This is a genomic window from Zobellia sp. B3R18, assembly GCF_018860715.1.
In the GTDB taxonomy this organism is placed as follows: Bacteria; Bacteroidota; Bacteroidia; order Flavobacteriales; family Flavobacteriaceae; genus Zobellia; species Zobellia russellii.
Genome location: NZ_JAHKQG010000011.1, coordinates 288,641 through 314,361 on the forward strand (window position 1 = coordinate 288,641; position 25,721 = coordinate 314,361).

A 25,721-nucleotide genomic window follows, 5' to 3' on the forward strand; every position below is an offset into this window, starting at 1 on the left:
TACAATAACAAAACCTTAACACCATATACTTGCGATAGCTATCTATTATGATATGTTACAAGCTAAATAAATTTTATGAGGCTATTATATATCAGAAGAAAAACAAAAACAGAAAAGCACTATAGCGCGAAAATGGGGCCCTTAACCACAAGGGTAACTTCCATTAAGCGCTACTTTTTAGGGCTACCTATCAACACCCTTCAGAAATACCGTAAAACCTATTACGGAAAAATAAAGAACTATGATGAATGTCAACTCTTTATCTAAAACCAACCTCAACACTTTACTTTAAATATTCAATAGTAATCTTTTAAAACAAATTCATGAAAGTACTAGTAGTCGGAGCCGGAAATATGGGATTGACCTATGCAGAAGGCATGTCTAAATCTAAATTGCTCAAAAAAAAGAACATTATGGTATTGGACAGTTCCGAAGAGAAACTGAAAGAACTGAATGAAATAGCGCATTTTGACGCTTTTAAAACCTTAGAGGAATGTGTACAGCAAGCGGATATTATTTTCATTGCCGTAAAGCCGTACCATGCCACAAAATTGTTCGAGACCATAAAGCCTATGGTCAATTCGGAACAGATTTTAATCTCCATTATGGCAGGTATTACCATAGAAACCATGAAAGAGCAATCCGGCTTAAGTAAGATTGTACGCGCCATGCCCAACTTGCCGGCCAAAATTGGAAAAGGACTTACCTCCTACACCTCTTCAAGCGAGGTTTCACGAATTGAACTTTTAACCGTAGAAAGTCTCTTGGATACTACGGGCAAATCTATCCGTGTAAGCGATGAAAACTTTATTGATGCCTCTACCGGAATTTCCGGAAGTGGCCCTGCCTATGTGTTCTATTTTATGCAGAGTATGATGGAGGCGGCGCTACAAATGGGCTTTTCCAAAAAAGTATCCACTGTTTTGGTGAGCGAAACCTTTACGGGCGCCATTGAACTTTTTAACCAGAACAACCTAAGTCCAAATTCTTGGATGGACCGCGTAGCTAGTAAAGGTGGTACTACGCAGGCCGCTCTAGATTCTATGGATGACAATAATGTAAGTGAACTTATAAAAGAAGCAGCATTCGCGGCTTTTGACCGTGCTGTTGAACTTGGTAAAGAAGAACATTATGCATAAGGAACTTATAGTAATAAAAGTTGGCACCAACGTAATGACCAATAAAGACAACCGTATTGTACGGCCGGTCTTGCGCAGGTTGGTAGAACAGATTGCGGAACTCTATGAGCGCGGCATTATTACCATTTTGGTTTCGTCCGGATCGGTAATTGCCGGAAAGGAAGTTTTGGGCAATTCCAGTATTGAGAACGATACGCAAAGACGACAGGTATATTCCGCCATTGGCCAGCCTAGAATGATGCGGTTGTACTACAACATATTCCATGATTACGGTATGAAATGCGCTCAAGTACTTCCCACCAAACGCGATTTTAGTCCAGGCGTACACCGCCAGAATATGATTAAATGTTGCGAAGGATTGCTTTCGGAAGGGGTAATACCTATTGCCAATGAAGATGATGCAGTGTCCGTTACCATGTCCATGTTTTCGGATAACGATGAGTTGGCCAGTTTGATAGCTCAACTAATGAATGCCGATAAACTTATTATCCTAACCGATATTGACGGACTCTACACGGGGCACCCGAATGCAGATGACAGCGACCTTATTTCACATGTAGGACCAGAGGACGATTTCAACAAATACATAAAAGACAGTAATAAAGCTGCTGGCGAGGGACGCGGCGGTATGGGGTCCAAACTGGATTACGCCCAACAAGCGGCAGCCAATAGCATACCTACTTATATTGCTAACGGTAAAAAAGACCGTACGATAATAGATATTATAGACGGAAAAGATGTGGGCACTAGAGTTGCCCTAGAAAAACAAGAAGCATAAATGAAACTACTTACAACAGATATAAAGAACAACGTATTGGATTCTATGGTCCGTATTCTGAACGAAAACCGGACAGAATTGCTCCAAGCCAATACAAAGGACTTAGACCTTTTTAATAAAGATGACCAGGCACTCTATGAGCGTCTGATAGTTGATGACAAAAAAATTGACGAGATGATTGCTGCCGTAAACAAGGTGCGCTCGCAAGAAGATCCAGTTGGCAAAGAAATTTCAACTCAGGATTTACCTAACGGACTTCACGTAACCAATAAAACGGCTCCATTTGGCACCATTATGATCATTTACGAATCCCGACCGGACGTAACCATCGAAGCTGCCGTTCTTGCCTTTAAAGCAAACAATACCATCCTGCTAAAAGGAGGTAAAGAAGCGTTGCACAGCAATACGGTCCTTGTTGATTTTTGGCATAGGGCACTAGAGGAAAACAATTTACCCACGGATTATATTCAACTATTGAACATGAACCGTGAAGAAACCCAAGCCTTTTTAAAAAATCCTGAACAAAAGTTAGACTTAATTGTACCCAGAGGAGGTGAAAGATTGATTGCTTTTGTAAAAGAACATGCCAAATGTGCTGTTCTAGTAAGCGGGAGAGGCAATAATTTTCTATATGTTGATGAAAATGCGGATTGGGAGATGAGCCTGAAAGTAATATTGAATGCAAAGACCGCAAAGATATCTGCATGTAACGCATTGGATAAGATTTTGATTCATACCGATATTGAGGATTAATCGCAGAAAATGGTGGACTTGGCAAATATTCTCAAAACAAATGGTGTAAGTCTTTTGGTTGATGAAGATGCCAAAAAGGTTCTAAAGGACGAACCTCTAATTCCCGACCCATCCGTTTGGAAAGAAGAGTTTCTAGCAATGAAATGTTGTATAGGTACGGTCAACAAAACAGATGAGGCCATAGCAACCATAAACGAGCATTCCGGTGGGCATTCGGCCACAATTATGACCAAAAACAAGGATACTGCCCAGCATTTTATGGAACAGGTAGATTGTGCTGCGGTCTACCAAAATGCTTCCACTCGCTTCACGGATGGCGGCCAAATGGGCGTTGGGGCCGAGTTGGCCATTAGCACGGACAAATTGCATCACCGTGGGCCTTTGGGATTAAATGAACTTGTAACCAACAAGTACTACATTTTTGGCGAAGGTCAGATCAGAGCATAAATACAATTAAAAACACAAATCAAATAGATAAATGTTCGATACCCTAGAGAAAATTAATGGGGCCACCTTACAACATGGTCGCGCACATAATCGCGTATACCTTATGGATACGGAACAGTACAACTGGGATTTGCTCATAGAGAACATGAAAACCATAGCGCATAAAAAGGAATATGACAAAATTCTGAGTCGAGTTCCAGAAGAGGCTATCGAAGTTTTTAAATCTAAGGGATATACTGTAGAGGCTAAAATACCCAAACTATACAACGGAGAGCAAGCCGGTTATTTTTTAGCCGATTACCTCAGCACCGAACGTGCCAACAGCCCTAGTCAGGTAAAGAAAACCATTACTTCGGTAAAGACAATTGCTCTCGCTGCCAATAGTTCTTCGGAAGATGCGTTCTTTGCTTTGCCTGATCATCTTGAGATACGTAAACTTGGTGAAAAAGATTTACCGTCTATCATTCGTTTGCACGAAATGGCATTTCAGTCCTATCCGTTTCCCATTCATGATCCAGAGTATCTAAAGCAGCTACTACATGAAAACCATGAATTTTATGGCCTCTTTGAAAATGATGCTCTTTTGGTTTCCGCTATCCTAAAAATTCAGGAGAATGAATCTAGCGTAGAAATCATGGATTTTGCCACACATCCCAATTATAACGGGCAAAATCTGAACTACTATTTAGTTCAGGAGATTAAGCAACGTGTTTCAAGCAACAAGTACAAAACTTTATACGCTTTGGTTCGCGCTACCTCATATGGTCTAAACATTACCTTTAGTAAACACGGTTTTATTCTTGGTGGTACCTTGATGAACAATACTGTAATTAGAGGAAACTTAGAAAGTATGAATGTTTGGTATTGTAATCTAAGTGAGGCATAATAAAAAAGTGGAGCGATTGAATCGCTCCACTTTTAATTTACACTACATTCAGCCAAACCCTATCTATGATTCACTATCAATTTCCTATCAAAAACATCTCCATCACTAATACCTATACGCAACAAATACATGCCATTCGTAAGGTGAGAAACATTAAGTGAGTACTCGCCTTCAGCTGTTTTTAATTCTTGCCCATCATATACTGCTATCAAGCGACCCGCAACATCGTGTACATGGACCCGATTTACTTGAACTTCCGGATTCTGAAGTCTAATTTTTGTTTCCACCGAAGCTGGGTTAGGATACAAATCAACTCCATTTGGAACCTTCTCACTGTAGAATACTACATCAGCAATTGCCTCTGGCTGTATGTTATCAGCAATGACTTTTTCATCAATAGTTTTTCCACTGCCTCCACAATTTGATGCTGAACCTCCAAGGCCAGAAGGTAAATCTCCAGTTTTGGTCAAGAACAATTTATCTAGACCTAAACCGTCTTCCCTATGTCCTATTTCAATCTTATTGATTCCATCTACAAGCTCAAAACTTCGTGGTTTGCTCAATTGTTCATTAAGATGTACTCTATGCCATACAAATTCATTACTGGCAGGAATACTGTTCCAACGTACCCAAGCTCCATTATTAACCCGTATCCAGAAACTATCATTAATTCCTGAAGGAGTTCTTACAAGTCCAAATATTGCATAAGTACCCTCACTTACAGATACATTATAGGTCAATACCGCTTCCCCTATATTTCCTGATGAAGAATTAAATCCTGTGGGAGGCACAACGTACTTTCCTCCCGATCTGGAAGCATCCTCTACAACCGTCCAACCCGTACCGATCACACCACATTCTGCCTCTAACCACACTTCTTCTTGAGCATCATTGTTAACCGTGACGGTGACCTCATCAAAAGCGGACCGGTCTTCATTATCGGTAACCGTAAGTCTCAGCACATATGTACCGTCAACCAAGAATACCGCATTTAATTCCGGGATGTTGCTATTGGACATAATGGCCGTATCCGGTCCTGAAACTTGAGACCATTGGTAACTAACATTTCCACCATCAGGATCGTAACCGTTTCCGACCAAGCTAACTTCGCTAGTTGACAAATTGATTTCAATATCCTCACCGGCATTGGCTATAGGATCAAATTGAACTACCGAACCATTACCAATTATCTCTATGGCCGATAGTTTAGGTTCATTTTTACCATCACTACCTTCCGCATCGAATACTAAATTCAACTGACCATCTTGGATATTCGTATTGAAGCTTTTTATTACAATAGTTTCCGAAACTGCTTCCGAAAGCATATCAAAATCATCCAGTATTTTATTTCCTTCCATTTCTACATCAAAGACACGCCTACCTGCGGTTCCCGGGATTCCTCCTTGAGCGTTCCAGAAAATCTCTGCAAAATGTAACACCACTTGATACTCCCCGTTAGGAACAGGAATATCATAGCTAAAGACCGGTGGCAAAGCACTTCGTTCAGTTTTATATAACTGTGGTACATTGGCGCTGGCATTGGTATATGACTTACCTCCTGCAAAGTATTGGTCAGCTAGAAAAACCTGACCGTTATGGGTCATTTCAGGCCCACCCGCATTGATTCGTAGAGCGAAGTCATTTACTACAGGCTCCTCTACCAGAACAGTTACCGAATGTGTATCTGTTTCTCCTTGCGCATCGGCAACGGTCAGACTCACCTCATATTCACCAGGACTCACAAAAGTATGCACCGGATTTATTTGAGTTGAGCTACTACCATCTTTGAAATCCCATATATAAGAGACCACTTCTTCATCATCTATTGAGTTACTACCATTAAAGTTTACTTCTAACGGAGCTACACCATTTAATGGCGTTGCACTAGCAAAAGCTACAGGTGCCTCATTGACTTCACCTACACTAACTATTTCAATTGCCGACAACTTGGGCTCGTTTCGCCCATCTGGTGCATTAGCATCAAACCCAAGATTTAACACACCATCAACAATAGTAGTATTGAACGTATGGGTCACTACGGTTTGCGTTCCCACATCCGCTATGATATCATAATCTTCCAAAATGGTATTTCCTTCCATGACCACATCAAAAATACGCCTTCCAGCGGCACCGGCTCTTCCTCCTGTAGCACCCCAGAAAATCTCAGCAAAATGTAAGGTTACTTGATACTCACCATTTGCCAATGGAATTTCGTAGTCAAAGTTAGGAGGCATCGCACTACGTTCCGTCTTATATAATTCAGGTACCTCAGCACTAGTATTCGTATAAGATTTACCTCCTACAAAATTATGGTCTGCCATGTACACTTGACCGTTATGGGTCAATTCTGGCCCTCCGGCATTAATACGCAGGGCAAAATCACCTACTACCACCTGCTCCTCTACCACTACAGTTAGGGATTCCTGATCTGTAAGTCCTTCTGAATCCGTTACCGTTAAGGTTACAGTATACGTTCCCTCTGTATTGTATGTATAGACTGGATCCGCTAAGGAAGAGGTATCACCATTTCCGAACGACCATGCGAAATTTAGGTTTTCCGTACCATCATCATCAGTAGAGTTACTTCCTGTAAAGCCTACCTCTAAAGGAGCTTCACCATTTAAAGGTGTGGCCACTGCCACTGCCACAGGTGCCTCGTTCGGTACTTCAACGACAATCGTAACTGTATCTACATCAACCTCACCCTCCTCATCAGCAACCGTGAGAGAAACATCAAAACTTCCGGCATTAGTAAATGTATGTTCAACAATCGCTCCTGTGCCGTTTGCCGTTCCATCTCCAAAGTTCCAAGTATAACTTACAATGTCTTTATCATCACTTGATCCGTTTCCGTTAAAGCTCACAACCAACGGAGCCGTGCCTGTAGAGATATTTGTTACTATGGCTGCTTCCGGAACCTCATTCTGTTGTGTTTCTTCTTGAACACTTACATTCTCAAACGCTGCATCCGTAAGCTGATCATCGTTATGGGAAGTAGTAGCTAGACCTACAAAAATAGTTTCGTTCATAGGTAGCACCTTAGATCCAACAAGAGTCCAATTTCCATTTGTTTCAAAAACATATCCGGTAAAGGTATTGCCCGAACGCACCAATCGAACATAGTGCGGGAAGCCTCCCGGAACAGATTGTGGCGTTGTAAAGTTGGCACTACCCATTGCAGCACCCTTTACAGGGCGATCTTGGAAACTATGTCCTACACCTCCCAAGTTGTTGGGATTTGGCGAAATAATCATTTGAGCAAGAACTGAATTGGCATCCAGATCATTCCTCATCATGACCCCAGCCTTGGCCCAGACACTGGTAGCCTCCAAACTCATTACTTGTGCAACGATTTCACCGTCACCAGTCAACTCTCTGTATACGTAATGAAATTCATCTGCATTGTTCCATATATCCGCTCCCGAAGCACTCACTTCATACCTACCGTTTTCAAAACAGGTTTCTCCTTCTATTTGAACAGAACCTATATCATTATTGACCCATCCATCAGGTAATGCACAAGGAACAACGATATCATCTTTACTTACTATCTCAATACCTGATAGTTTAGGCTGATCAACACCATTGGCACCACCTGCATCAAAATGCATATTTAAAATGCCGTCTTGCACTATAACATCAAAGGTCCTCACAACGGGAGTTTCTGAACCTGACACTAGGGTTATATCAAAATCAGTCAGCACTTCATTTTCTTCTAAAGAAACATCAAAAACACGTTTGCCGGAACCTCCAGCTCCACCGCCTGTGGCTCCCCAATAAATTTCGGCAAAGTGCAACGTAACTTCATAAGTACCATTATCCAAAGGAATATTATAGTTAAAAATAGGTGGTGTAGCACTACGCTCAGTTTGATATAACTCAGGGACCAATGCATTTGTATTTTCGTATACTTTACCACCAACGAAGCTCTGATCTTGTTCAAAAGTTTCTCCTTCATAAACAAGTTCTGGACCACCCACATTGATTCTCAGAGCAAAGTCTGACATTACAGGAGCCTCAGCTTCTACCTGAACCGTAATTACATCTTCCAAATTACCCTCATCGGTAACCGTTAAGGAAGCGTCATAAACACCCGCCAAGGCATAAGAATGATTAGCAACAGCAGTAGTAGCCGTATTTCCATCACCAAAATTCCAGAGATAGCTTAGCGATCCTTCAGAATCACTAGACGCACTACCGTCAAAATTAAACGATAAGGAGTTGGCCCCGTTCAACGGTGTAACCGTAGCTATAGCGTTTGGCGCCGTATTAGGTGGTGCCGAAACTGTAATTGTCGTTGATGCCGTTCCTATTAAATTCTCATCATCTATAACGGTAAGGACGACTGTGTAAATACCAACCGAGGTAAAGGTGTGACTCGTATCAGGATCGGTACTATTTGCCGTTCCATCTCCAAAATTCCATTCGTATCGTAACGTAGCCGGATTTTCATCAGTTGACCCGCTACCAACAAACTCAACATACAAGGCTACTTCTCCTACTTGTACACTTGCTTGAAGAAGCGCTACCGGAGCTTGATTCTCAGGGGTAACCGTTATGGAAACCGTGGCCGTAGCCGAAAGTCCCGTTTCATCTTCAATAGTGTACTCAAAACTATCAGAACCAACATAGCCTACATCAGGTGTATACAAAACAGAGAGCCCATCTTCTTGAAGCACTGCTTCACCATTTTGAGGTGTATCTACGGTAACAATCGTAATGACCTGACCATTAGGTTCCGTATCGTTTGCCAGCAAGTCTTCTATAAGCATGGCCGTATCTTGAGTGGTTTCTACCTCATCATCTACTGCAACCGGAGCTTCGTTAATTGAGACTGTCAAAGTCGTAGTTGCTGTAAGACCATTGATATCGACCGCGTTAAACACTACCGGCACACTACCCGTAGCATCTATAGGAGCTGTACCCGACACTGTAGCGGAGTGATTATCATAAGTCATCCAAGCTGGAAGGTTTCCTCCGTTTACCGTAGCTGTTACCGTCAACTCATTACCCGCATATCCTTTGTCAAAATACGAAGCGATATCTATATTGAATTCCTCCCCTACATTGGCCAAGTACTCTTGATCGGGCTGCGCCGTTGGTACGGCTTGAGGCCGGATGTTTATGAAATAAAAAGTATTATCGTTCCAATCACAATTTGCAGATCCCGCACCACAACCGTTCTGCACAAAATCCTGTAAAACAATATATTCGTTTGGAACAATGTTCCCATTATGATCAATTACCTTATAAACCCTAGCTCCCAACAAGTCAGGTCTACGCCCTGAAATGTTATTTCCACCGGTTGTCAAATAATTGGCTACGGCAATTCTAAAGGGCTCGGAAACCACATTACTTGTATCAAAATTGATAACCCCTGAATTATTCTTTGGTAGCAAGGTCTGGTAATTGCTTCCCGTATGGGAAAAACTAATTCCTCCAACGGTTTCCGTACCGTCTACCTCTACAAATCTAGCTCCGTTTGAGCCCGTACCGTGTAAGGCCGATAATTGAATACCGATGACCGGTTGATTTGGATCTGCTTGAACAAAAGCATCGCTCAAAATCAAATCCCCTTCATATCCAGCCTCAATATTTGCCTCAATAGGAAAATTGGAACTTGGTCTGTAGGCAAGGTTATTGGGCGGGGTAATGCTTCCCTCATCGTTAACAATGCTCAACATACTAGATTGGAAACCAAAGGCATCGAAAACTTCCTGTGCATTGATTTCGTCCCCTCCTTCAGGCTGGGGCGCGTAACCTCCGTGAAGCACGGCGGTACTGTTCAACGCATTGTCCGCACTCGAAACAATTTCGATATCTTCTACAAAAATACCATTGTTGCCACTTCCCGTAGTCGCTATAAAGGTGATGTCTACATCGGCATAACTTCCTGACGGAATCGTTATAGGCAATTGGGCCGTGTTCCCGTTCGCATCGAGTAATTCAAAGGTATAGTCGTTGGCGTCGGATATATTGACTTCGGTCACGACTAAATCACCCGTACCCGTATTATTCAAGCGCATGACATTTGTATCATGAAATTGAGCGGAGCCCGGACTGCCCAAGCGATAAAAGGTATAATAATCATCTGCCGGAAAACCTCTATCGGTACCTGGTACCTTGGTCATATTTTCTATGGCCAACAAAGCTCCTGTTGGGGTTTCTATGGTAAAGTTGAATGTTTTAACAGAACGATTGCCATTGTTATCTTCAGCTGTCACTACAAGAGTGTGGGTTCCTTCGTCGGTTAAATCGAATGCATCAGTATAATTTTCTACCGTACCTCCGTCAAGTACATATTCTATGTGAGCAATTCCACCACTTTCACTTTCATCCTTAGCCTCTAGAGCGATATTTACAGCCCCCCTATATACATCCGGGGCACTTTCATTTCCGTTAAATGTAGCGATTATAGTAGGTGGTAATAGAGAACTGTCTATAGGAGCCAATCTAATGTAACTTACCTTGGCATTATCTCCTGAAGGAGCCAAAGACAGTCGCAACAAACCATCGGTTACCTCTACCTGCTTGGTATTTTGGAAACTATCAAAATTTTCGGGAACGATACTTTCTTGGTCATAATCCACTACAACAACTCCATTTACATCTAAGACATGGTTGCTATCCGCATAATCTGGATCACCCGCAACACTAATGTTTACAGAATATATACCATTAGGCACCTCTACTACCCAATCACGAAGCGGATAGGTATTGGCCGATCTATGACCTATAATGGAAAAGGTTTTTACCAAGGCATCATCATCAGTACCCGTATTTCTATTCCTGGCATTGGCGGCGGCATCGGCCGGAGTAAGGGTACCTGGCTCTACCCATCCATAGTTTAGATCTCCAAGAACTGTATTTTGTGTTCCGTAAGGCAAACCAACATCATTAATATACCCCTCAGGGGATACCTCTATTTCATCTGGGTTCTGAAAATTGAACTGATAGGTATAAACCAACTCATTCGTAACTTCCAAGGCTATTTGCACCGTGGCTCCTTCATAGTTTACTGCAGAAGCACTAATCGTGGCCTCATACGAACCAATGGACAAACCTGAAATATCCACACCTACCTCAAATGGTGTACCCATTTCAAAGGTTTCAGGAAGGACGACCCATTCTTCGGTACTTTCCAAGTTTATTTCTGTAGCGGTTATACCGCCATTGCCACTTAAAATTAATGATTGCTCTGGTATATTCTCTTGATTGATTGACGCAAAGAAACTTATATCCTCCTTATCAAAATCTAAGGCTAGTACGCCACTTTCAAACGGAATCACATTATCAATGATAAACATATAATCTTGATAATCTCCATTGGAGGCATCCTCAAAAGCTATGAGGTAGCTATTTTCAACAGCATTTCCTTCTCTATCATTTACAGGATATATCCTAACCCTATGGGCCACTCCTCCTGTGTTAATTTCATCTTCGGTATAATTGAATCTCTCAAAGAATTTGGATTCTACATAAAACCCAAATACCGCTCCTTGAGGGTCAAAGGTATCAGTACCTGAAGTAATTGGGGGAAATAGGGTCTGTGCATTTGCTATATCATCTGCTAACACCCCTACTTCATGGGTTACAACAGTTCCATCATTGGTATACCAGCCGAAAGGCAATTCTTCCCTTGGAGAATAGCGTCCAACGGGAGTGACCTTAACGGGTTGCTCGGATGCCTTCACCCATCTTTCTACTTCTACCTCATCACCTACGGGAGAAGGATCTGTGGAGCTGGACAAGGAGGTCCATCCTACGGATATACCAACACCCAAAGCATCTACAACATCTTGCAAGGCAGGTTCCTGACCTCCTTCAAAACCAGATTTTTTCAAGGCATGCAATCCTATTTCAAGGCTGGGATTATCCGTATCATCACTTCCTAAAGTAAGTACAGCATCTTGGTAACCTAAGTCCGTTCCGTCTAAACTGGGCGTATAGGTCAACGTATATATTTGACTTTCTCCTGGGTTTAGCGTTACTGGGCCCGAAGGTTGAACAGCACTGAATTGACTTGCAAAATCACCTGTTAGGCTTGCACTCAAAATATTCAGCACGGCACTGCCATCATTGCTTATCTCTACCGTTTTTTCATCAGTATTGCTTCCTTCGTTATTTGTTGTTGCTTCAAAAATGAGTTCCTCGGGAGTTGCCACTATGGATGGCCCCATACTTGCCGGGGTGCCCGCCCTTAGTAGTGTCAATCGAGCGGTTCCGTTATTGTCGCGATCGTATTCCGAAATATAGATATTCCCCGTTGTGGGGTCTTCCACCACATCCAATGGATCATCAAAACCACTAAGCCCTGGAATACTACTGTAGGCTTCGGCAATATCCCCGCTTGATTTAGGGTCTAATACCAACAAGTCGTCCTGTCCGCTAAAACGGACTACCATAAGAAGGCCTTGTAATTTCCCTTCAAAAGCATCACTCTTATATTCTATGGCCCCATTGGGCGATTTGTTCTTTCCAAAATCAAATGCAGGTTCGCGATAATTTGGATCTGGTGCCAAATCATCGGGGTATTTGCCCACATCGGTATAGGAAGCCTCTACCTGACCGGGCAATCCACTGTATGAAATACCACCGTGGTTCAATACGAACTCTCCCCTGTAAGGATTGGGATGACCGTGATACGACCCGCCTTTGGTCTTGAACAACCAGTCTTTTTGCGTTTCCCCTCCCAGTAATTTTGGAACATTGGGAATTGAGGTCAACCCATCAATACGTCTTGCCAACGTATAATCCGAAGTTGAAGGCGAATTGGGCGAACTATTATTGTTGCCCGCAGTACCGTTGGTAGGCACATATAGCCAACCATTGGAATGCCATACCAAATCATAGGCATTACGAATACCTGATGCAAATATTGTTAATGGTGAATTGGTAGCATAGGGATTGTAGGTAGCATCACTCATTTGCAAACTACCATTTGGCGCTGTATTTATTACCGAAATATCATCCGTAGTATAAACACTTAAGGGAAGACTATTTGGTAATTTATCTAACTCCAACTTTAAAATAGCAGCAGCCAAAAGTCTTTCGGGCCTATTGCCCCAATTACCATCTGGACTACCCCCTGCCGAGTTACTCCCTTGCGTAATATAAAGGTCTCCTTGGTCATCAAAAGCTATACTGTTAGTTAAATGATCGTTTACAGATCTAGGTAAATGGATAACAAGGTCTTCAACTGTAGACAAATCCGGACCGGTCAAACGCGATAGCTTACCATCCCATTCCGGACCGCCCGAAATAGAGGCCTCACTATGGGTTACATAGGCGATTAAATTATCGGCAGTAGATGCGGGGTCAAATGCCAGACCAATAATCAATCTATCATCGTTACCCCCTGCATTGGTTTCTGGATGAAGGGAACCTTGTAACGGTGGGTTTAATATTTCCAAATTACTCAAAGTTCCGTCCAAGGCCATTTCCCATCTATAAATTTGGCCATCTGAATTAAAGTTACCAATAGTACTTGCGTAAAGCTTACCATCAGGTCCGATTACCAAACTTGAAAAACGTTGATTATCAACACCAGGACCTAAATTGGCTACACCTGACACCTTGGTGAATTCAACCCCTGTTAAATCCCGTATAGGCGTGCTTCCATCATCAAGTTCTCCCGTTTCAAATGTAGATTCAAAAGCACGGAAAGGTATTCTATCATTTAAATCGCCCCTTCGGTTTGCCTCTATGTCACTAGTAAGCACAAAGCGATAGGTCGTAAATTCCTTTAAATCTTGTATCGGAGTCAACGTAATGGCATCTCCCCCTCCTGTATCATTGGAGTTGGAAGGCACCAAGACATCTCCGCCCGCAGTAACCTCAAATAAGTTGATATTGCCCGCCAGGGTGTTATTATCTATCTCATAATCGTCAGGGACTATAACCTCAACGTTGATCTGAAAATCTTCAATTCTCACATCGTTGGTGTTATCAGCGGGATTAACATTAGCGAAATACGGCTGAACAACTCCACTGCCTTGGGTTATTTCCAATGCGTTAATCTTTGTATTAAAACCACCGGAAGCATCTATGGTAAGTCTACCGTCGGTAACCGTTACATTGGCCACTCCCGAGGAAAATCTGGTAGAAGCGCCCTCGACCCCAGTGGGCGAATACCTATTTATGGCATTAACACCTTCAATGTTTATGGTGTGAAAAGGTTCCGTACCTGCCTGACCATCAATATTAGGATCACCTACCCCTACGGAAACTGTGTAATTACCATTGGGTATTTCCATTTCCCAAATACCCTCTTGACCTTCAGGCTTTACATTTTGATACTGCATATGTACTAGGGTATTTTGTAATATGTCTACCCCCGCAACTCCTCTATTACGAACCCTTTCGGAGAGGTCCAAGCCCGTTGCACCATCAGTAGCCAACCAACCATAGCTATATCCATTACCACGATCGGCGTAGGCCAAACCAGAATCTACAAGATATCCCGAAGGCGGTACGTCATCTGGAAGTGAAAAATTGATACTAACCGGTTCAAAGGCCACTACATCATCTGAAACTATTCTAAAATGTTGGAAAGTATGATTAACATTGGCCGTAGCCTCTCTTCGTTTCGTATTAAAGATACCGGCAAAAGATAAGTTGTCATAAGAAGAATTCCCCGTAATAAAACCTAAAGGCAGTTGTAAAGACCCCACTTCAACCTCGGTTCCACCGTTCAAGGTATAGTACCCAACAAGTAGATTGTTTTCAACATCTACAAATATCCTTAGGCCTACGTTACTTGTATGTAAATCTGTAATACCATCGGCCTTTAAGGATTGTGAAATTGGGGAAAGACCATCCAATTCGGACAGTAACTCTACCCTATTTCCATTGGAAGCCACCAACTTAACATAGTTATCTTCATTAAGACCGAACCACAATCCTGCTTGCTCGGAATTATTGGAACCGTCGCTATACGGATTTACCAGAGAAGTCTCTATGCTAAAGCTCTCGTAGCTATCTACGTCTACAGCAACTCCCAAGGTATTAATTTGTGAGTTTACATCCGTGCTTGTTCCTGCACCCGGACCATTTCGCAGATAAGCAATACCATTAGCCGCATTTAGAACCAGATTGCTATTGGACAAGCTTATCCTACCGGGTTCATACCCCGGAACATTTGTATTGAAAACTGGGCCATCTACCGCAAGTCTTGCTGAAGGATTATCAACCATAGTAAAACCTGTATTGGCCAATCCTCCTTCAGTTCCGTCAAAATCCAAAGAGAAAGGCAAGATCACCTCAAGCTCTTCACACTCCAAAACACTTATTGGGGAACAAGCTAGGCTAGGTGCATCATCAAAGGGTTGGATATTTCTGACAATGACCACAATATCTTGATAGTCAAACCCGGAAGTATGTTCTTCCGTAGCGATAATATAGGCGTTCTCTTCACCAGGAAGCTCATATACCCGTACATGATGCGGAATGGCGTCGGCGAATGTATTGAGGGCATCTTCGCTAAATAAATGTCGGTCACCAAAAAATGGCCATCTACTATAGAAACCAAAACTTACGGCTCCCGGATCAAACTCCGTTGCCCCTACAATAGGAGCGTTAAGTGTCTGTCCGTTACTAGCGGGGCTATTGGAAACTGTAAACAATTCTGACGCAGTATTCACATCGCCACTAACATACCATCCAAATGCCACTACCGGAGTTGTATTTGTAGGACCGTATACACTTAACAATTCAACCGTAACCGGTGCATCAACAGCCCTTTCAAATTTTTGAACGGCCACTTCAGCACCTAAAATATCATTATAACCGCTGCCATTTGGTAAATTGATAAGGTTGGTCGTCGGATCGGTATCTCCCACATTTACGGCGCCATCGCCCAAATGGGTATCCAATATCCACTGCAATGAAGGCTCATTATTTCCTCCCAGTCCCGTTTTACCCAGACCGTTCAATGACACGACTACGGGTTCCGCATTTGTGCCCGTCAAGGTCAATTCTGCCGATTTAGGACCGTTGGAGGTAGGTGTAAACACCACCTGGAACGAGGCCGAATTCTGGGCATTTATCGAAGTGGGCAAACCGACAATCGAAAACTGATCTTGATCTACCCCTGTTATTTGAGCTTGAATATCACTCAAGCTTGCGTTACCCAAATTGGACAGCAAAATCTCGCTCGTGAATGATTCCGAATTCGAGATGGCATCACCTGTTACCTTTTCCGTATCCAAAACAATAAGTGGTGTAGGCGAAGCTTGATTGCTAGGTTTGAGCAATACGATTTGGCCTCTTCCATAGTCCGACACATAAATATTTCCGTTGGTGGTATCCTCTACTAAATCTAGTGGATCTTGAAAACCTGTAAACCCAGGTATTCCCTCTTTAAAGGTCATTATATCGCCTCCTGACCCATCCGGCACCAAGGCAATGATATCACTTCCTCCACTGTACCTAACAACTAACAAAGCTCCTTTTAAATTTCCACTTTCGGCGTTACTCCGATATTCAATGACGCCGTTGGGAGATTTATTCAATTCAAAATCAAAGGCCGCTCCCCTATAGTTTTCGTCTGGTTGCACCCCGTCATAAGCTGATTTACTTACATCGGCATCACCACGATTCAACACAAACTCTCCTCGATAGGGATTAGGATGTCCGTAATACCCCATATCAGTATTGGGGTCAATCCTGAACAACCAATCCCGCTGCACATTGTTTCCGTCCGAAAAAGGAACAACAGGGTACAAAGGATTGCTATGGTCATATATTGTACCATCCGGTCTTCTTGTCCCGTTAATAGATGCTGGGGCATTACTGCCACCAGCCGTTCCATTAGTTGGCACGTATAATTGTCCGTTGGAGTGCCAAACCAAATCATAGGCATTACGAATACCTGTAGCGAACAACGTTAAAGGGGCATTGATATAATATGGATTGTACAATCCGTCCAAAGTTGGAGAATTCACATCTACCGCATTAATTGCCATAGCATTTCTTGTAGTACGCACATTAAGTGGTAAGGTACTTGGTAAAAGAGAAAGATCCAATCTTAGGGTAGCGGCCGTCAATAAGCTCTCCTCCCTATTGCCCCACGAACCATCCGGTTTACCAGCCGCACTGTTACTTCCTTGATTAAAATAGATTACATTGGGTTCACCTGGCCTAAAGGTTAGACTATTCGTCAAATGATCTTTAGTAGACCTAGGTAATTCAGTTACCAATAATTCTTCGTTTTCTAGATTGGCTCCAGTGAGTCTTGAAATTTTCCCATCCCAGTCCGGAGCACTGTTTAAACCTCCTGAATTATGGGAAACATATGCAATCAGATTAGACGAAGTAGCCGAAGGATCAAAGACGAGCCCCACGGAAGTCCTACTTCCTCCATAAGCATTTTTCCAAGTGGTAAGTACTTCTTCACCGGACAGCGTCCCGTCCGAATCAATATTCCATCGGTGAATATCTCCAGAGATTTTTAATCCGTACAGCTTATCATCTGGACCAATGGTAAGGGTGGAATATTTTCCGTTTGAACCCACAACTCCCGCATTGGTAAATGAAACGTTATCCAAATCCGTAACCGGCCCTGTATTTCCATCACCTGTAGTAAATGAAGAAGTAAAAAATTCAAAAGGTTCCCCTACCAAGTCCAACACCCCATCAATTTCAAATACATAAACTGTATTAGCCTCTAAAGGAAGGTTTGGAACCAAATTAATGGCATCTCCACCACCGGTTCCATTTATACTGGCCCCAATTTGTGCAGTACTTCCCTGCTTAAACAAACGTACCGTAGTATTGGTGATGGTCGTATTATCAACCCCTGCATTACCATTGGTATCAGAGTTTGGCAAGAAAAGATTATTGGCGGAAACACTGCTGTTAACCGACACCCCCGTAGCTCCATCAGGTGGAGATATTGCGACTACCTTTGGAGTCTGTACACCTACGGAAGCAGCTACGATTTGTACACTATTAATTTTTGTATTCTTACCGGATCCCCCTAACGGATCAAGAGTCAATCTATTATCACTTACATTAACTATGGCGCTTTCCGATGTAAATCGGGAGCTTGCACCAGCCATACCTGTAGGTACGTAGTCGTTTACCAAATTCACTCCTTCCACGTTTATCCTATGCGCAGGGGTGTTGACTGCAGGTGTATCAACATCGGGGTCACCTACAAAAACCGTTACCAAATAATCACCGTTGGGAACTGCAATTTCCCATTTGGCATCTGCTAAATAGCCATTGGAAGCATTGGAAGAAACATCCCCATACTGCATGTGCACCAAGGTGTTATTTAACTCACTTACTCCTGAAACGGCCCTATTTCTTCCATTTTTGGATAAATCAGCGGGTTGTGATGTATTTGCATCCAACCACCCATATACAAAACCGTTGTCCCTATCCGCATAGGCATCACCACCGTCTTTTTCATAACCAGCAGGAGCTGCTGTAGCTTGATCCGAAAAATTAATATTTACCGAAAAATCATTTATCGCTTCGGTAATTTCCAAGTTGATAGTCATTTCTGCATTGGCATAGCCCATGTCAGGTAGGTCGCTAGCAAAGATTGTAGTACCATAAGAACCTACCGGTATATCCGAACGAACTCCAAATTCTATTTCGCCCAGTACCGGTTCAGTAGGTAAAATCAACCATGATTCCGAATCAGGATCATCAGAAAGTACAAAAGTGGGATTACCTGAGTTGGCGGAAACCGTAACACTTTGTTTTTCAATATCCGCACCTTGTTCCCCACTAAAATTGAGTTCATCAACATCAAACGAAATAACTAAAGGCTCTGCCGCCTCCGCTACAACAAAATCTTTGAATAATACAGTAACGTTTTGGTCTACATCCGCTCTTCGCTGTGTGGTGAATACTCCTGCAAAGTTCAATAACTGCGTTGGGTTCTCCGCATCGTACATACTTCCTGAAAAATAACTGGACGGCACGGACAAGCTGTTTACTCCTCCTTGGGAGACCAAAACCTCAGTTCCCCCATCAAGCGAATAATACCCTGAAACCGTATTATTTACAGGATTAAGTTCCAAACGTAAATTAATAACTCCAGTACTTGAAGCTATATTGGCAGTATTCAATTCCAGATATGCTGTTTCCGATGTAGTCCGATCCATGTTCTCAACCTGCAATTGGACTTTTTTACTGGTATTCCCCGTTTTTGAGACTACCAATTTTACAATATGATCCTCATCTAGCCCATACCAAACACCTGCTTGTTGAGAATTATTTCCGGCACTAACCGAAAAATCCGGATTCTCAAGAGTTGTAGATACACTAAATACGGTTGAAGGCACCGGCAACCCAACTCCCAAGGCATTCATTTGTGAATTGGTCTCTGTACTACTGGGTGTACCCTGAGAAGGCAACTGACTGTAAAAAATACCTTTGGTACTTGTTATTGAAAGTCCAGAAGCATCTCGTACTACAAGACTGGGGGCGTATCCCGGTATATTTTCATCTGCGATGGCATCATCTGAAGCCAACCTGACACTAGGCTCTAAAACCATGGTAAAACCTGAATCCGATAGCTTTCCATTCGTTGTCGTGAAATCTAGAGATAAGGGTAGTGAAGTTTCCAATTGATCACAGGGCAATGCACTTAATGGGCTACAAGGTTGAACTTCAACCACATCGTCAACATTGACCGTGATTTGGGCAGAAACCGCATTCACACCATCCCCTACCTCTACCGTAAGTATGTACTGAGGCACAGTTTCGGCATCTAATGGAATTAAAGTAGTTAGTTCCCCACTATTAGGATCTATAGCAAAGGTCCCGTTATCGTTCCCTGAAGTAATAGCGTACGTTAAAGGGTCCGAATCAACATCCGATGCCTGTACGTAACCTATAGAAGTTCCCACTGAAACGTCCTCCGCAATGCCGAATATCTGATCCTCCACAACAGGAGCTATATTCAACACTTCGGTTACGACCACATCATAATCTGAAGCAAGGCGTACACCTCCAATTTTGGCATCATTAGTACCAACAGAACTAAGAAATAAACGATCAATTTTTGGAGTTCCTACTACAGTATGAGATCCTGCAGAAGTCCATACCGTCTGAGTTAAATCGAGTTTTGGATCTATAGTCCATGAATAACTAATGGCTCCTATTCCATCCCATTCGCCTTTTACCACAAACTGGAATGTCTTATCGGAATCTACGGGTATATTTCCGTTATTGGAAGCAGGACCGCCCAATCCTATTCTTGCCATAAGACCACCGCTGCCATTGCTAGCTACCTGTTCTCTTACCCATTGATCTCCGGCCACATCATCTGCGATGCGAATAGCCGTACGAACCCTATTGCTTACGCTACCCACTTTAAAATAGGTGCTAAAATAAAACGGCTGATCGGCCTCCAATGTTACTGGAGCATCAGTTAAAGGAATCAAATCGTGGGTATGTGGACCATTGGAAAAATCAAGGGAATGGGTTAAGTTAGGACTGATGGCCTCGTCCAAAACCGGAATAGCCACATCACCGGGCTTCTCCTTAAGCCATTGCGTGGGTGCAACCTCATGTAAATTACCTAAAGTATATGCATCAAAATCATCCAAAAATGAAAATGATGAAGGCGCTGCGGGCGTAGCCGTCAACTCTATATCCAATAGGGCCGGAACAAAACCTTTTGCCGTAGCAATAACCCTTGCACTATGAACATCACCTTCCAAAAGAGAGGTTCCGTCCAAAACAAAATCATAAGATCCTACATCAGTTTTTTCCGGAACAGTGAGCCAATCATTACTAATTGTTTCATTTATATTATCATCAATTACCAACCCTATGTTAACTGCTCCGGCACCCGCCAATAAAGCAGAAAATTCTGTATTTGCCCCTGCTTCCACGGATTGATTTGTAATAGCCGGAGTAAAGTTCAATAAGCCGTTTACGGGACTTTCTGTTGATTCCACAACATCAATATGTGTGATTTTTGAATTGAACCCTCCAGTTCCATCAATGGTCAACAGGCCGTCCAACACCTCTATTATCATAGAAGAGGTACGCACTTCTTGTTCTACAGGAGCAAAAGCGGCAATTATAGAATACCCTTCAACAGTGGCACTATGCCTACTATCCGTATTTCCGGTAGCCTTATCCCCAAGACCAATGGTTACCTCATAGGTGCCATTGGGAACTTCTATTTCCCAAAATAGTTCGTTCTTTCGAGGTTGACCATTGCCCCAGCCAGCAATATTATCGCCCTGAAAATGGACCAAGGTCCCTTCTAATTTTTCCTGAAATGAGGCTGCATTATAATTGGATATGTTTCCAAGGCGCATACGACCAACTCCACTGGAATTCCCCGCAACGTCATCCGAAGCATCAAAAGGATTACCTGAAGACGCTAGTTTCCAACCATAATTATAGCTATTTCCGTTTAGGGTCACAGCAGCATTACCAAAGGCTTTACCATAATCAGCCAAATACCCCGCTGGCGGAATTGTAGGTGTAGTAGGATTGGTAGGGTTATTCTGAAAATTAACATGTGCCTCAAAAGGAAGCTCTTCCTTAACCACTATCACCGACCAATCCTGAGTAGTAACACCATCTTCTGCCGTTACAGAATAAGTAACAGGACCATTACTAAAATCAGAGAACTCGCCGGATGCCGGAATACTTGCCGCTCCTGAGGAAAGTGTAATCTGAGGAGCCAAGGCGGTTAAATCTGAAGTACTTTCTACTTCTATGTTTACGGTATGTGCCCCTGCATCTATAACCGCGTCCCCAATTTCAGACCCCAGCACAAAAGTTAAAATATCCGTTTCCGAACTGGCCGCAACAATCTCTTCAACTGAAAAATCATCATACGAAACCACCATACTTCCAGAAGTAGCGCGTCTTGTTGATGTCATGATTCCTGCGTAGGTCAAAGCTTCTGTAGCCGTATCCGCGTCGTGGTCAGCACCAATTAAAAATGAATTTGGCGCAGTCATAGAATCAGTTGCCCCTGTTACTTGGAGCATTTCTCCTCCGTCTAGGCTGTAATAGCCTCTTACAGAATTATCCGATGGATCAACTACTAGTTTGAACTCAATAGAAGTTACTGTACCGCTCAAAAAATTAGAGGTGTTATACTCTTCTAAAATTAAATTAGCTGAATTTCCAGGATTCGTTTGTTCCAAGAGCATTTGTATTTTTTGCTCTGTGGCCGAGTTTTTTACAACCACCAATTTGACGAAGTTGTTTTCGTTCAATCCCAACCATATACCAGCTTGTTGTGATTTGTTACCTGCTGTACTGGTAAAGTCTGGTTGAATCATGGTAGCTGAAACTTTAACAGGATTAGCTCCTATTGAAAAGCCGGTACCAAGGGCATTCATCTGAGAATTAGTTAAGGTACTTTGTGGAGACCCAGAAGGTTGACTATAATTTATCCCATTAGTAGCCATAACGTTCAACCTACCTCCAACAATAGAAAGATTGTTGAGCAAGAGGCCGGTTACGTTTGGATCTGCGTCTAAATTATCAGCAGCCAATCTAGAAGAGGGAGGGTCCACCATGGTAAATCCCGTGTTAAGTATTCCCGCCTCAGAACCATTAAAAGTTAGGTTAAATGGTAGTTCAGAAGCTATTTCTGTGCAGTTCAATGTACTTATGGGAAAACATGATGTTTGTCCAAAACAAAAAGTTGTAAAAAGAACCAATACGGTTAGGATAGTAATTTTTTTCATACGCGAATGTATAAGGCTGGCTTGGTGTTAATAATTTGATTGTAAATCAGGAAAGTTTCTTTATTAAGGGGGAGAAAAATGATTGGGGGAGAGAAATGAGTATAACTACTCGTCCGGCCTATGGACCGGATAAAATTAATGGGGGAAGATACTAGGGTAATCGGTAACGTTCCAAAATGACAAAAAACGTCATTCCAGACACTTGGTTCGGTGTGCTTCATTTTTAATAGGTTGGTTTGGTCAAACAACTACTAAAATCCAAGAAAAGCGAGTAAAATTACAGTAAGAATTTGTGGGGTTAATTTTATTAAACCTAAGAAATCTATTTTGATAATAGAGTTCCGGAAAATTTAAAATAGCTGTTCTACCATATTTATCGATGAAATACACTATAACGTTTTCGCTTTCATAAAAAACCACTTGAAAAAATATGAAAAACACAGATTTTTTACACTTCCAGGAAAAAATTCGCAGCTCTAAAACTTCAGTATTTCTTTTTAGAAATGATAACATTTGCCTTTTTATATAGATATTTTTGAAAAAGGTGAAATCTATATTTTCAAAAAGTTGACAGAATCATTTTAAATTAATAAACAAAATCCTACCGCTCATCGAAAAAATCAATGTAATTCATAATTATTAACGTTATCCTCTATACCTCGAAATCATTATATTAACAATATTAGGCTAAGATTAGTTTTAGCCTTCATCTTAATTTATAGCAATATGGCCTCGAACTCTACACAAACATCAATCAATTTACAACAACCCAAATTTGAGCACTCAACAGAAAAATTGATTACAAAACTTCAACAAATAAAACTCAGATTTCAATCTAATTACTATGGTAATTCCGATGGCAGAAAGTATGAGAAAGCCCGTAATTTTAATATTAAATTGAGCAACATTATTTTTGAGGCAAATACATTGGCCTCAAAGCTAGATTTAGTTCCCAAAAGAGGGTATCTAAGCATACAATCGGAAATTCAACAACTAGAAAAGGATTTGAACGAGCTTATTTAAAAGAAAGCGTTCCTAGGCTTTCTTTTGCCTATATTTATATCATACTTAATATCTATATGAGAAAAAGGCTCTACAAAATTGGTGGATTACTTATTATAGTCCTTTTTCTCTTTATCTTGTTATGTGACTACATAATAAGTTCATCTGCAGAAGGCAAGACCTTTTCGGATTCAAATGAAATCACTAAAAACAGGGTCGGGTTGGTACTAGGAACTTCTAAAAAATTGATTGGAGGTCTTCCCAACCCGTACTATACTTACCGCATAAAAGCTACGGTTGAGCTTTATAATGCCCAAAAAATTGACTTTGTATTGGTAAGCGGCGATAACGGTACTCGCTATTACAACGAACCCAATACGTTCAAAAAAGATTTAATGGCCAACGGAATACCTCCTGAAAAAATATTTCTGGACTTTGCCGGATTTAGAACTTTGGATTCAATGGTTCGTGCCAAAGAAGTATTCGGATTAGATAACGTTACTGTTATATCTCAAGAATTCCACAACCAAAGAGCCATTTACTTGGCCGAGAAAAAGGGGTTAAAGGCTATTGGCTACAACGCAACAGGCATTAGTGGCAAAGAAGGTCTAAAAGTTCACCTACGGGAATATCTAGCGCGAGTTAAGGTATTTCTAGATTTACTTTTCAACACACAACCCAAGTTTTTTGGCGAACGTGTTGAAATAAAATAAACCTCCCTTTCATTTAAAAAACCTATTTTGGTTGCCTAAATTCATTTTAAGGTGTCAAAATTAAAAGTGCTTTTAAAAAATCTTGGACCGGGTCTGCTGTTTGCCAGTATGGCAATAGGCACGTCTCACTTGGTTCTTTCTACAAAAGCTGGCGCCCAATACGGATGGGTAATGGCGATTCCTATTCTCTTGGCCAACATTTTTAAATATCCTTTTTTTGAGTTTGGGGTGCGCTACACCAATGTTACAGGAAAAACGCTTACGGAAGGTTACCTCAACCGAGGTAGAGGTTATTTGCGGTTTTATGCCATTATTACCCTAATAACCACTTTTACCATTCTAGCAGCCTTATATACGGTAACCGCTGGGTTGTTCATTAACCTTTTTCATATATCTGAAACTTACATTAATTTTATTTCTCTTGCCCTTTTTGCTTTTATCAGTCTCTTACTTATTATTGGCAAATATAGATTTATGGAGGTATCCCTGAAATTTGTGGTTTCCATTTTATTCCTTGCCCTTTTGGTCACCACGATTGTTGTTCTGCTCAAAGGCCCCGTAGTACCGGTTTCAGACTTTACCTCACCACCTATTTTTGATAGCATGGGAATTCTTTTTCTCATTAGTTTAATGGGGTGGATGCCCACTACAGTAGAGGCTTCTAGCTGGGTAAGCCTATGGAGTGTAGAAAAATGGAAGACCCAACCCAAACCTTCCTTAAGGGAATCTCTACAGGAATTTAAGGTGGGGTATTTTACCACATCGTTATTGGCAATTTTCTTTCTGATAATCGGATGTATGACCCTCTATGGCACCAACACTGCGTTAAGTGGAAATGCAGTAACCTTCGCGGATCAAATCGTACAATTATTCACTACCCATATTGGACCATGGGCCTATATTCTTATTGGCATATCTGCCTTCGCAACCATGTTCAGTACGTGTATGACAGCACATGACGCCTTGGCCAGGGTTAGCTTAGATATAATAGACCTGCTATTTTCTAACTTGAAATTGTCCGGAAATAAACGGATTTTCGCATTTGGCGTACTTGCCTTGGCATCTATAAACTTTACCGTTGTAAGCGTCTTTAAATCCAACATGGGGCAATTAGTGGCCTTGGCAACTTTTGTTTCCTTTGTTGTAGCACCTATTGTAGGGTATATGAATTTAAAAAATGTAATGAGCGAAGAAATACCGGAAGCCAACAAACCGAATAAACCATTGCAACTACTGACCTACTTAGGTATTCTCTTTCTATCGCTCTTTTCCGTATACTACTTGTATATTGTAGTTCTCAATTAACCGTAGTAACCAAGC

8 protein-coding genes and 1 pseudogene are annotated in these 25,721 nt (G+C 41.9%); 8 read left to right on the plus strand and 1 reads right to left on the minus strand.

Going from position 1 to position 25,721, the window contains the following annotated elements:
* Nucleotides 1-75: 75 nt before the first annotated feature.
* The 5 genes and pseudogenes from KO513_RS07820 (at nucleotide 76) to ablB (ending at nucleotide 4,003) form a co-directional block, all read left to right on the plus strand.
* Complete coding sequence (locus KO513_RS07820; RefSeq protein WP_215438469.1) at nucleotides 76-267, plus strand: hypothetical protein; 192 nt, start codon at nucleotides 76-78, stop codon at nucleotides 265-267.
* Nucleotides 268-323: 56 nt separating this feature from the next.
* Nucleotides 324-1,139, plus strand: a complete 816-nt coding sequence (gene proC / locus KO513_RS07825) for a pyrroline-5-carboxylate reductase (protein ID WP_215912936.1) — start codon at nucleotides 324-326, stop codon at nucleotides 1,137-1,139.
* Nucleotides 1,132-1,917 carry a glutamate 5-kinase gene (gene proB / locus KO513_RS07830; protein ID WP_215438471.1) on the plus strand — a complete coding sequence of 262 codons (786 nt, stop codon included), beginning with the start codon at nucleotides 1,132-1,134 and terminating at the stop codon, nucleotides 1,915-1,917. Before proC ends, proB begins: the two co-directional genes overlap by 8 nt.
* Nucleotides 1,918-3,117: pseudogene (locus tag KO513_RS07835) on the plus strand (glutamate-5-semialdehyde dehydrogenase).
* Nucleotides 3,118-3,148: 31 nt separating this feature from the next.
* Complete coding sequence (ablB, locus tag KO513_RS07840; protein WP_215912937.1) at nucleotides 3,149-4,003, plus strand: putative beta-lysine N-acetyltransferase; 855 nt, start codon at nucleotides 3,149-3,151, stop codon at nucleotides 4,001-4,003.
* Nucleotides 4,004-4,062: 59 nt separating this feature from the next.
* Here ablB and KO513_RS07845 read toward each other — a convergent pair whose 3' ends face one another.
* Nucleotides 4,063-22,686, minus strand: a complete 18,624-nt coding sequence (locus tag KO513_RS07845) for a malectin domain-containing carbohydrate-binding protein (RefSeq protein WP_215912938.1) — start codon at nucleotides 22,684-22,686, stop codon at nucleotides 4,063-4,065.
* Between the two features lie 726 nt (nucleotides 22,687-23,412).
* Between KO513_RS07845 and KO513_RS07850 the strand changes: the two genes are divergently transcribed.
* The 3 genes from KO513_RS07850 to KO513_RS07860 are packed head-to-tail and all read left to right on the plus strand — an operon-like array spanning nucleotide 23,413 to nucleotide 25,706.
* Nucleotides 23,413-23,709 (plus strand): hypothetical protein, encoded by a 297-nt coding sequence (locus tag KO513_RS07850; RefSeq protein ID WP_215912939.1) that lies wholly within the window; start codon nucleotides 23,413-23,415, stop codon nucleotides 23,707-23,709.
* 56 nt (nucleotides 23,710-23,765) lie between these two features.
* Complete coding sequence (locus KO513_RS07855) at nucleotides 23,766-24,401, plus strand: SanA/YdcF family protein (RefSeq protein ID WP_215912940.1); 636 nt, start codon at nucleotides 23,766-23,768, stop codon at nucleotides 24,399-24,401.
* A 51-nt stretch (nucleotides 24,402-24,452) separates the two neighbouring features.
* A complete protein-coding gene (locus KO513_RS07860) occupies nucleotides 24,453-25,706 on the plus strand; it encodes an NRAMP family divalent metal transporter (protein WP_215912941.1) in 1,254 nt (417 codons plus the stop codon).
* Nucleotides 25,707-25,721 lie beyond the last annotated feature (15 nt).

Excerpts from the sequence above, each read along its gene's own strand:
- KO513_RS07855 (WP_215912940.1), top strand. The coding sequence starts at position 23,766 with ATGAGAAAAAGGCTCTACAAAATTGGTGGATTACTTATTATAGTCCTT.
- KO513_RS07820 (WP_215438469.1), top strand. The coding sequence starts at position 76 with ATGAGGCTATTATATATCAGAAGAAAAACAAAAACAGAAAAGCACTAT.
- proC (WP_215912936.1), top strand. The coding sequence starts at position 324 with ATGAAAGTACTAGTAGTCGGAGCCGGAAATATGGGATTGACCTATGCA.
- KO513_RS07850 (WP_215912939.1), top strand. The coding sequence starts at position 23,413 with ATGGCCTCGAACTCTACACAAACATCAATCAATTTACAACAACCCAAA.
- ablB (WP_215912937.1), top strand. The coding sequence starts at position 3,149 with ATGTTCGATACCCTAGAGAAAATTAATGGGGCCACCTTACAACATGGT.
- KO513_RS07845 (WP_215912938.1), bottom strand. The coding sequence starts at position 22,686 with ATGAAAAAAATTACTATCCTAACCGTATTGGTTCTTTTTACAACTTTT.
- proB (WP_215438471.1), top strand. The coding sequence starts at position 1,132 with ATGCATAAGGAACTTATAGTAATAAAAGTTGGCACCAACGTAATGACC.